We start from the raw sequence: 8,997 nt of genomic DNA, 5'->3' as shown, positions 1-8,997 counted from the left end.
CTCCGCGACAGCGGTTGCGTGGAGGGTTCTCGCGGACCGCGGTCAGTGCACGCCCAGCCAGCCCTCGATCGGGGCGAGGGCGAAGTAGACGAGGAAGATCAGCGTCAGGCCCCACATGAAGGCGCCGATCTCCCGGACCCTGCCCTGGCCGGTCTTGATCGCGACGTAGGAGACGACCCCGGCGGCGACGCCCGCGGTGATGGAGTACGTGAACGGCATGATGACGACGGTCAGGAAGACCGGGATCGCGGTGGCACGGTCGGCCCAGTCCACGTGACGGGCGTTCATCATCATCATGGCGCCGATCACCACCAGGGCCGCCGCGGCGACCTCGCCCGGCACGATCGCCGTCAGCGGGGTGAAGAACAGGCAGGCGGCGAAGAACAGCCCGGTGACGACGGAGGACAGGCCCGTGCGCGCACCCTCGCCGACACCGGTGGCCGACTCGACGAACACCGTCTGCCCGGAGGCGCCGGAGACGCCGCCGATCGCACCGCCGGCACCGTCGATGAACAGCGCCTTGGACAGGCCCGGCATCCGGCCCTTGTCGTCGGCGAGCTTCGCCTCGGTGCCGACGCCGATGATCGTCGCCATCGCGTCGAAGAATCCCGCGAGCACCAGGGTGAAGACGATCATGCCGACCGTCATGGCACCGACCTCGCCCCAGCCGCCGAACTCGACCTCCCCGAAGACCGAGAAGTCGGGCATGGAGACCGCGCTGCCGTGCAGCTCGGGGGCGCCGCTCGCCCACTGCTTGGGGTCGATGACCCCGAACGCGTTGAGCGCGACGGCCAGTACGGTGCCGCCGACGATGCCGATCAGGATGGCGCCGGGGACGCCCCGTGCCTGGAGCATGAAGATCGCCAGCAGGGTGACGGCGAACAACAGCACCGGCCAGCCGGTGAGTTCGCCTCCCGGGCCGAGGATCACCGGGCCGCCGCCGGGCGCCGCGTTCTCGTGCACGAACCCGGCCTTCACCAGGCCGATCAGGGCGACGAACAGTCCGATGCCCATCGTGATCGCGTGCTTGAGCGCGAGCGGGATCGCATTCATGATCATCTCGCGCAGGCCGGTGACGACCAGCAGCATGATGACCACGCCGTACATCACGCACATGCCCATGGCCTGCGGCCAGGTCATCACGGGCGCGACCTGGGAGGCGAGCACCCCGGACACGGACAGGCCGGCGGCGAGGGCGAGCGGCACCTTGCCGACGAAGCCCATCAGCAGCGTGGTGAGGGCCGCGGCGAACGCGGTCGCGGTGATCAGGGCGGTGCGGCCGAGGGTGTTCCCGGCCGCGTCCTCGCCGGACAGGATCAGGGGGTTGAGCAGGAGGATGTACGCCATCGCCATGAAGGTGGTGACGCCGCCGCGCACTTCACGCGCGAGCGTGGATCCTCTGTGCGATATGTGGAAGTACCGGTCGAGCCAGGACCGTCCGGCCGGGACGCGGGTTCCCGCGCCCGCGTCGTCGGCGGTGGTCCTCGGCTCCACTGATTGCTGGGTCATGGTGCCATCTCCCAAGGTTCACAGGGGCACCCGGCGCTGCGCCTGCGGCGCAACGCGGGATTTGGGAGGTGCCAGACCCGGGGGACGGCCCGGTACTGCACCTGGGGTGGGGACCGGCGCCGGGGTGGCCGCGGGTGTGGGGTCGCCCGGCGTCGGGGTGGGTCACACGGGTCCGGTGAGGTGTTCCGGGCGGACCGGTGTCCTGTTCAGCTCCAGGCCCGTCGCGTCACGGATCGCCGCGAGGACCGCCGGAGTCGACGACAGGGTGGACGCCTCACCGACGCCGCGCAGCCCGTACGGCGCGTGGTCGTCGGCGAGTTCGAGCACGCCGACGGGGATGGTCGGCGCGTCGAGGAGGGTGGGGACGAGGTAGTCCGTGAAGGAGGGGTTGCGCACCTTGGCGGTCCTCGGGTCGACGACGATCTCCTCCGTGACCGCCACGCCCAGGCCCTGGGTGGTGCCACCCTGGATCTGGCCGACGACGGACAGCGGGTCGAGCGCCTTGCCGGCGTCCTGGGCGCAGGCCAGTTCCACCACCTTCACCGGGCCGAGTTCGGTGTCGGCCTCGGCGCCGGCGGCGAGCAGCGCCGGGTGGGCGTCGCCGGCCGGGGAGGCGGTGCCGAGGTTGCCGCCGACGCCGCCGCGGTTGCGGTTGCGGATCTGCGGGGAGGCGACCGTGCGGGAGGCGAGGGCGCGGCCCGGCAGCCCGGCGCGCAGGTGCTCCATGATCCCGGAGTGCGGGACGGAGGCACCCAGCCGCACGCTCTCCTCGCCGGCCTCCCAGTCGTAGAGGTCACCGATGCGGTTCAGGTCCATGAGGTACCCGGGCCGGCGGTGGTCGAAGTTGATCTCCACCATCACGTCGGTACCCCCGCAATCGGCACAGCGGTGGGATGCTCGGCCTTCGCGGCGAGCGCCTCCTCCCGGCCGGCGGGGCGCAGGAAGTCCATGACCGGCTCTCTTCCTCGTCTCGTGGGGCGTACGGATCAAGCCAATCCGTGTGCTGCGGGCCCGGCTCGTTCGTGTGCGGTTCACTCGGAGTGGGCCCAGTACACCGCCGGGTGTTCCGCCGGGGTCAGTCACGGAAACCATGAAGGAGTTGGCTGGCCAGCGAGGACATCTTGTAGATTCGTATGAACGGAGGTCCTCGGAAACCTCCCCACCTTCTCCGGAAACAGAGGACACAGTCCAGGAAACGGCCGGCACCGCTGATCGGCCACCCGCCGGGCCCTCACCGGAAGATCCCTCCACGCTCCATCGTAGATATCGAGACAAGAGAACGGCGGCGACGAGAATGCGGCTGCGCGCACTGCTGGACACCGACGCGCTGGGCCTGAAGCTGCTCGGCGGCGAGGACGAGCTGGACCGCACGGTGCGCGGGGTGATGACCACCGACCTGAGGGACCCGAGCCGCTATCTCTCGGGCGGGGAACTGGTGCTCACGGGCCTGGCCTGGCGCCGGGACGCCGCGGACTCGGAGCCGTTCGTGCGGATCCTGGCGCAGGCCGGGGTGGCCGCCGTCGCGGCCGGCACGGCGGAGCTGGGCGACGTCCCGGACGACCTGGTCGTGGCCTGTGCGCGGCACCGGCTGCCGTTGTTCGCGGTGCACGAGTCGGTGGCCTTCGCGACCATCACCGAGCACGTCGTGCGGCAGGTGTCCGGCGAGCGCGCCGGGGACCTCGCGGCCGTGGTGGACCGGCACCGGCGGATGATGACCGCGGGCCCGGCGGGCGGCGGCCCGGACGTGGTCCTCGACCTGCTGGGCTCGGACCTGGACCTGCGGGCCTGGGTGCTGTCGCCCACGGGCCGGCTGATCGCCGGGCCGAAGGCGGCGGGACCGCAGGCGGCCGGATCGAGGACGGCGGACCCGTCGGCGGAGGGGCCGGCGCTGCCCGCCGACGTGTGCGCGCGGCTCGCGGCGGAGCATCTGGCGGCCACCCGCACCGGGCGGCGCGGACCGCACCGGGTGACGGTGGGGCAGACGACGTACAGCCTCTTCCCGGTGCGCTCCGGCGGGCGTGCACAGCAGAGCCCGCCGTCCGCGCGGGACGTGCGGGACACGCGGGACGCACGCGAGACGGTGCTGTCGGACTGGCTGCTGGCCGTCGAGGCGGACGCCGCGGACTGGGCCGAGGAGCGGCTGGACCTGCTGCACGGGGTCACCCAGCTGATCGCGGTCGAGCGGGACCGCCGGGACGCGGCGCGCACGGTCCGGCGTCGGCTCGCGCAGGAGGTGCTGGAGCTGGTGCAGGCGGGCGCCGCGCCGGCCGAGATCGCGGCACGGCTGCGGGTGGCGGCCCCGGTGCTGCTGCCCGGGCTCGGGACCGCCCCGCACTGGCAGGTGGTCGTGGCCCGCGTCGACTGGGACGGCGGGGAGGTGGCCGGCGGTCCGGTGGCCCAGGCGCTGCTGGAGGAGATCCTGGTCGACCCGTCGGCGACCGGGCCCGAGCACTCGGACCGCATCGCGGTCGCCCACACCGGGGACGAGGCGGTCGCGCTCGTTCCGCTGCCCTCGGTGGCGGGCGAGCACGACGGTTCCGAGGCGGGGATCCTCGCCGACGCGCTCCTGGAGTCCGTACGGGACCCGCTCACGGCGGGGCTGGAGGACGACGGCCGGGTCACGCTCGGGGTCAGCGCGGCCGTGCACTCGGCGGAGGGCCTGCGCGGGGCCCTGGAGGAGGCGCGGCACGCGCGGCGCGTGGCCGCGGCCCGGCCGGGCCTGGTCTGCGCGGCCGGCCACCAGGAACTGGCCTCGCACGTCCTGCTGCTCCCCTTCGTCCCCGACGACGTGCGCCGTGCCTTCACCGCCCGCCTCCTGGACCCCCTGCGGGACTACGACCGCCGGCACCGCGCCGAGCTGATCCCGACGCTGGAGGCGTTCCTCGACTGCGACGGCTCCTGGACCCGGTGCGCCTCCCGGCTGCACCTGCACGTCAACACGCTGCGGTACCGGGTGGGCCGCATCGAGCAGCTGACGGGCCGTGATCTGTCGCGCCTGGAGGACAAGCTGGACTTCTTCCTGGCCCTGCGGATGAGCTGAGGCCCGCGGCACCGGGGGCGCGCAGGACGGCGCGGCCCGGCGGCGGGCGCCGCGGGGTGGTGCGCGGGCGCCGCAGGCGGGTCCGGCCTTCGCGCCCGCCGCCCCACGGCTTTGTGAAATTTTTCACCCACCCTCTTGGCCCGGCCCCGCTGTTCGTGCTGAGATGCGGCCACCACTCAACAGCTCGATGGCGTGCTCGGGGAGGGCAACGTGGCGCATTCCGCCATGTCTGGTAACGGAACGACCGCCGGTGACGATCCCCTCCAGACCGCGGTATGGCGGCTGCGCTCGCGCGCCTGCTGGGCCGACGCCGCCGCCCTGATCGTGCCCGACACCCCGGCCGCCGCCCTGCAACGGGCGTCGCTGCTGGTGGAGCGGTGCCTGTACACCGAGGCGGGGTGGGAGGAGGCCGAGGACGCGCTGCGCACGGCCGAGGCGCTGGCCCACACCGACGAGGAACGGGGTGCCGCCGCTTGTGAACGCGGGTACGTGGCCTACGCCGCCACGCTGTTCGGCGTGCGCGACCGGTCCGACGAGGCGCGGGCCGCGCTCGGCCGGGCGGCCGCGCTGATCCCTCCCGGGGCGGCGGGGCGGGCGCTGCTGGACTTCCGGCGCGGGCTGATCGCCGAGAACCTCACCCGGTCCCCGCAGGCGGCGCGTGCCGCGTACCGGCGGGCGCACGCGGGCGCCACCTCCCACGCCGACCCGCTGCTGCTGTCCGGCACCTGGCGCCACCTCGCCGGACTCGCCCTGCGCGAGGGGGAACTGACGGAGGCGCGGCGCGGCTTCGCCGAATCCCTGCGGATCCGCGAGGAGTTGGGCTATCTCGTGGGCACGGCACCGGCCCTGGTCGCGCTCGCCGACACGGAGACCGAGCCGGAGGCGTCCCGTCTGCGCGAGGAGGCCCGCCGTCTGTTCCGCCTCCTGGGCGGCGTCCCCACCTGGCTGGCCCACCGCCTGGCCCCACCGGGCACGGGAGCGGCGACGGCGTAGCCCGCGCACGCCCGCGGCCCACGCCCACGCCCACACCCGCGGCACGCACCACCGGCCCGCTCAGGCCGCCCCGTTGAAGTGCTCCCCCACCAGTGAACGCACCACGTCGAGGTCCCCCGCGATCAACGCGTCCAGCAGGGCCGTGTGCTCATGGGCGTCGGCCACCAGTTCCGCCCGGCCGCGGGTCCGGGGAACGGCGCCGACCAGGGGCCACTGGGCGCGGCGGTGGAGGTCCTCGGCGATCCGGACCAGCTGCTCGTTCCCGGCGAGGGCGAGCACCGCGCTGTGGAAGGCGCGGTCGGACTCGGCGTAGGTGGCCCGGCAGCCGGAGGAGGCGGCGCGGACCGTGGCCTCGGCGAGGGGGCGCAGCTCGGCCCAGCGCTCGGCGGGCACCGTGCGGGCCAGCCGCAGCATCACCGGGACCTCGATCAGCGCCCGGACCTCGGCGAGCTCGGCCAGCTCCCGCGCGCCCCGCTCGACGACCCGGAAGCCCCGGTTCGGCACCACCTCGACCGCGCCCTCGAGCGTGAGCTGCTGCATGGCCTCCCGGACGGGCGTCGCGGAGACGCCGAACCGCTCGGCGAGCACGGGCGCGGAGTACACCTCGCCGGGCCGCAGGTCGCCCGTCACCAGCGCGGTGCGCAGGGCGGCGAGGATCTGCCCGCGCACGGACGACCGCTGGACGGCGGGCCGGGGACGCGGAAGGACCGATTCGCCGTGCGTGTGCTCGCCGCGCACGGCCCCGCCCTCGGCGCTCCGCGACCGGTCGCGCTCCCGGTCCGCGCCCTGCGTGCGGGGCTGGGCGGGCACCCGGAAGCGCCCCGCGCCGGCCCGGCCGGCGCCGGTGTCCTCCGTCGTGTCCTCCGTCCCGGCGGAGCCCTGCGTGTCCTGCCTCACGGGGTCCTCCTGCGGACGTATCGGTACTTGGGGTCATTACGGCGGGTTGGCGCTCGTCCGTCAAGCACCCTAAGCGCACCGGCCGCCGGTTCACATATCGGCGATCTTCGGTAAGGTGAGCCTTACCTTTATTGGCCCGGCTCTCCGAGACGTGGCCCCACCCGTCGTGAAGGGGAATGGCATGCCTGTGCCCGGTTCGGCCGTCGCGGACGCGTACGCCCGCCTGGCGGAGGTCTTCCCCGCGCTGGCCGTCACCGAGCTCGGCCCCGGCGAGGAGCTCCCCCGCGGCGGCGGCTGGGTCGCCGCGTCCGCGCTCGCCGAGGGCGGGGCCGGCCTGGAGAGGTTCCTGGCCTGGGACGACACCCAGGTGCTGCGGGACTACGGACAGCGGGCCCGACCGGACGTGATCGCGAGCTTCGGCCTGCACCGCTACGCCTGGCCCGCCTGCCTGCTGATCACCGTGCCGTGGTTCCTGCACCGCCGCGTGCCCCGCTACCCCGTGACGCACGTCTCGTTCGACCGCACCGCCCCCGGCCTCGCCGTGGGCCGCATGGCCGTACGGCCGGACGGCTTCGCCTGCCTGCCCGGCGATCCCGCGGCCGCGCTGCCCGGTGCCCGGGTGGTGCCCGACGAGGAGGCGCTGCGGGCGGAGGTGCGGGCGGCGGTCGCCGGCCACCTCGAACCGGTCCTGGCCGGCTTCGGCCCGCGCATGCGGCGGCGCGGCCGGGCCCTGTGGGGCATGGCGACCGACGAGATCGTCGAGGGCCTGTGGTACGTCGCCCAGCTGCTCGGCGAGGAGGAGCGGGGCATGCGCGAACTGGAGCTGCTGCTGCCGGGCGCGACCAAGCCGTACGTCGGCGCTGCGGCCTTCCGCCGGCTGACCGGCCCCGGCGGGGAGCCGGTGCGCACCCGGGACCGGGTCAGCTGCTGCATGTTCTACACCCTGCGCCCCGAGGACATCTGCGCCACCTGCCCGCGTGCGTGCGCGACGGACCGGACCGACCGCCTGGTCGCGCAGGCCGGCTGACACGGGGTCGGACAACGGCACCCCCCGCCGTCCTCTAGGATCACCGGTCATCGGGACACCCCGCGGTCACGGGTGATTCACTCTTTCCTCACCCGCCGCGGGAACTTTCCGTGGAACCATCCGTACGGGTAGTCTTATTCGAACTCAACTCCCGCCCCTCAAGCGACAGTTCGAGCAGAACACCGCCCTGGGCACACCCTCACGCTTCCTTGGCGGCCTCTTGCCCCGAAACCCCCTGAGAGCCGGTGGGATTGGGCCACTATGGCGGGCGTTACGCCCTATCCCAATGCAAGGGACCCCTAGATGAGACTGACCGACATATCGCTGAACTGGCTGCTTCCGGGCGCCGTGCTGCTCCTGGGCATGCTGGCGGCGGTGGCGGTGCTGGCGCGCGGCAAGCGCTCCTCGGTCAAGGACACGCGAGCGGACGACTCGTGGGAGCGCAGCGAGGAGCGCCGCAGGCGCAAAGAGGCCGTCTACGGCACCGTCTCCTACGTCCTGCTGTTCTGCTGCGCGGCGGTGGCCGCCGCGCTCTCCTTCCACGGGCTGGTCGGCTTCGGCGAACAGAACCTCGGCCTGTCCGGCGGCTGGCAGTACCTCGTCCCGTTCGGCCTGGACGGCGCGGCAATGTTCTGCTCGGTGCTCGCCGTGCGCGAGGCCAGCCACGGTGACGCGGCCCTCGGCTCGCGGATACTCGTGTGGACGTTCGCCTTCGCCGCGGCCTGGTTCAACTGGGTGCACGCGCCCCGGGGCGCCGGACACGCGGGCGCCCCGCACTTCTTCGCGGGCATGTCCCTGTCGGCGGCGGTGCTGTTCGACCGCGCCCTGAAGCAGACCCGCCGGGCCGCGCTGCGCGAACAGGGCCTGGTGCCGCGTCCGCTGCCGCAGATCCGTATCGTCCGCTGGCTGCGCGCCCCCCGGGAGACCTACCGGGCCTGGTCGCTGATGCTGCTGGAGGGCGTGCGCAGCCTCGAAGAGGCGGTCGAGGAGGTGCGCGAGGACAAGCGCCAGAAGGACGAGGAGCGTCGGCGCAGGCGCGACCAGCAGCGGGTGGAGCGGGCGCGGCTGAAGGCGATCAGCCGCGGCCACCGCGGTTTCGTGGGCCGGGGCGGCGGACACCGGATGGAGGCGCCGGCGGTGGAGCGCGGCTCCGACCTCGACGTGGTCTCCGCGGAGCCTGCCATATCGGCGACGGAGGCCCTGCCCGTGCGCGCGCGTCCCTCCCTGCAGCCGGTGCGCGGCGGCTCTGACGCGGTGACCGTCGACCTCACCGCCGAGGACGACACCCAGGCGCTGCCGCGTCTGGACTCCCTGGAGCGCAAGCTCAAGGACCTGGAGCAGCAGTTCGGCTGACGGCACGGAAGACGTACGACGGGACGGGGTGCGGCCTGCGCGGGCCGCACCCCGTCCCGTTCGCACGCCGGGCGGGCGTCAGGCGGCGTCCGCGCCGAGTGCGAACCAGACCACCTTGCCCACCCCGTGCGCCCTGACCCCCCACGCGTCGGCGAGGGACTCGACCAGCACCAGGCCC

General features: G+C 73.9%; 7 protein-coding genes. 4 read left to right on the top strand and 3 right to left on the bottom strand.

Annotated features, from left to right (window positions below; all coding sequences use genetic code 11):
* Positions 1 to 42: 42 nt before the first annotated feature.
* Together RIM90_RS27305 and RIM90_RS31650 are read right to left on the bottom strand one after the other, a co-directional pair.
* A complete protein-coding gene (locus RIM90_RS27305; RefSeq protein WP_309063414.1) occupies positions 43 to 1,509 on the bottom strand; it encodes an NCS2 family permease in 1,467 nt (488 codons plus the stop codon).
* A gap of 162 nt (positions 1,510 to 1,671) precedes the next feature.
* Complete coding sequence (locus RIM90_RS31650; protein ID WP_375165575.1) at positions 1,672 to 2,325, bottom strand: molybdopterin cofactor-binding domain-containing protein; 654 nt, start codon at positions 2,323 to 2,325, stop codon at positions 1,672 to 1,674.
* A gap of 478 nt (positions 2,326 to 2,803) precedes the next feature.
* On the opposite strand from RIM90_RS31650, the gene RIM90_RS27290 reads away from it, so the two are divergent.
* The gene (locus tag RIM90_RS27290) at positions 2,804 to 4,549 is read left to right on the top strand and encodes a PucR family transcriptional regulator ligand-binding domain-containing protein (protein ID WP_309063413.1); all 1,746 of its coding nucleotides are present in this window, start codon (positions 2,804 to 2,806) and stop codon (positions 4,547 to 4,549) included.
* A gap of 225 nt (positions 4,550 to 4,774) precedes the next feature.
* On the top strand, positions 4,775 to 5,542 hold the full coding sequence (locus RIM90_RS27285) for a hypothetical protein (protein WP_309063412.1): 768 nt from the start codon (positions 4,775 to 4,777) through the stop codon (positions 5,540 to 5,542).
* A 60-nt stretch (positions 5,543 to 5,602) separates the two neighbouring features.
* Here the strand turns inward: RIM90_RS27285 and RIM90_RS27280 are convergent, their stop codons facing one another.
* Positions 5,603 to 6,439: a GntR family transcriptional regulator gene (locus RIM90_RS27280; RefSeq protein ID WP_309063411.1), complete on the bottom strand. Its 837-nt coding sequence runs from the start codon at positions 6,437 to 6,439 to the stop codon at positions 5,603 to 5,605.
* A 181-nt stretch (positions 6,440 to 6,620) separates the two neighbouring features.
* Between RIM90_RS27280 and RIM90_RS27275 the strand changes: the two genes are divergently transcribed.
* A complete protein-coding gene (locus tag RIM90_RS27275) occupies positions 6,621 to 7,466 on the top strand; it encodes a (2Fe-2S)-binding protein (protein ID WP_309063410.1) in 846 nt (281 codons plus the stop codon).
* Positions 7,467 to 7,769: 303 nt separating this feature from the next.
* On the top strand, positions 7,770 to 8,819 hold the full coding sequence (locus RIM90_RS27270; protein ID WP_309063409.1) for a DUF2637 domain-containing protein: 1,050 nt from the start codon (positions 7,770 to 7,772) through the stop codon (positions 8,817 to 8,819).
* Positions 8,820 to 8,997 lie beyond the last annotated feature (178 nt).

This window comes from Streptomyces sp. (assembly GCF_031181555.1).
Taxonomy (GTDB): domain Bacteria; phylum Actinomycetota; class Actinomycetes; order Streptomycetales; family Streptomycetaceae; genus Streptomyces; species Streptomyces fimbriatus.
Note: the sequence above shows the minus strand (reverse complement) of the source record. Positions and strands in the feature narration are given on the sequence as shown.

Bases quoted from the DNA above. Each gene is read 5' to 3' on its own strand.
- RIM90_RS27305 (WP_309063414.1), bottom strand. From the start codon at position 1,509: ATGACCCAGCAATCAGTGGAGCCGAGGACCACCGCCGACGACGCGGGC.
- RIM90_RS31650 (WP_375165575.1), bottom strand. From the start codon at position 2,325: ATGGACCTGAACCGCATCGGTGACCTCTACGACTGGGAGGCCGGCGAG.
- RIM90_RS27290 (WP_309063413.1), top strand. From the start codon at position 2,804: ATGCGGCTGCGCGCACTGCTGGACACCGACGCGCTGGGCCTGAAGCTG.
- RIM90_RS27285 (WP_309063412.1), top strand. From the start codon at position 4,775: ATGTCTGGTAACGGAACGACCGCCGGTGACGATCCCCTCCAGACCGCG.
- RIM90_RS27275 (WP_309063410.1), top strand. From the start codon at position 6,621: ATGCCTGTGCCCGGTTCGGCCGTCGCGGACGCGTACGCCCGCCTGGCG.
- RIM90_RS27270 (WP_309063409.1), top strand. From the start codon at position 7,770: ATGAGACTGACCGACATATCGCTGAACTGGCTGCTTCCGGGCGCCGTG.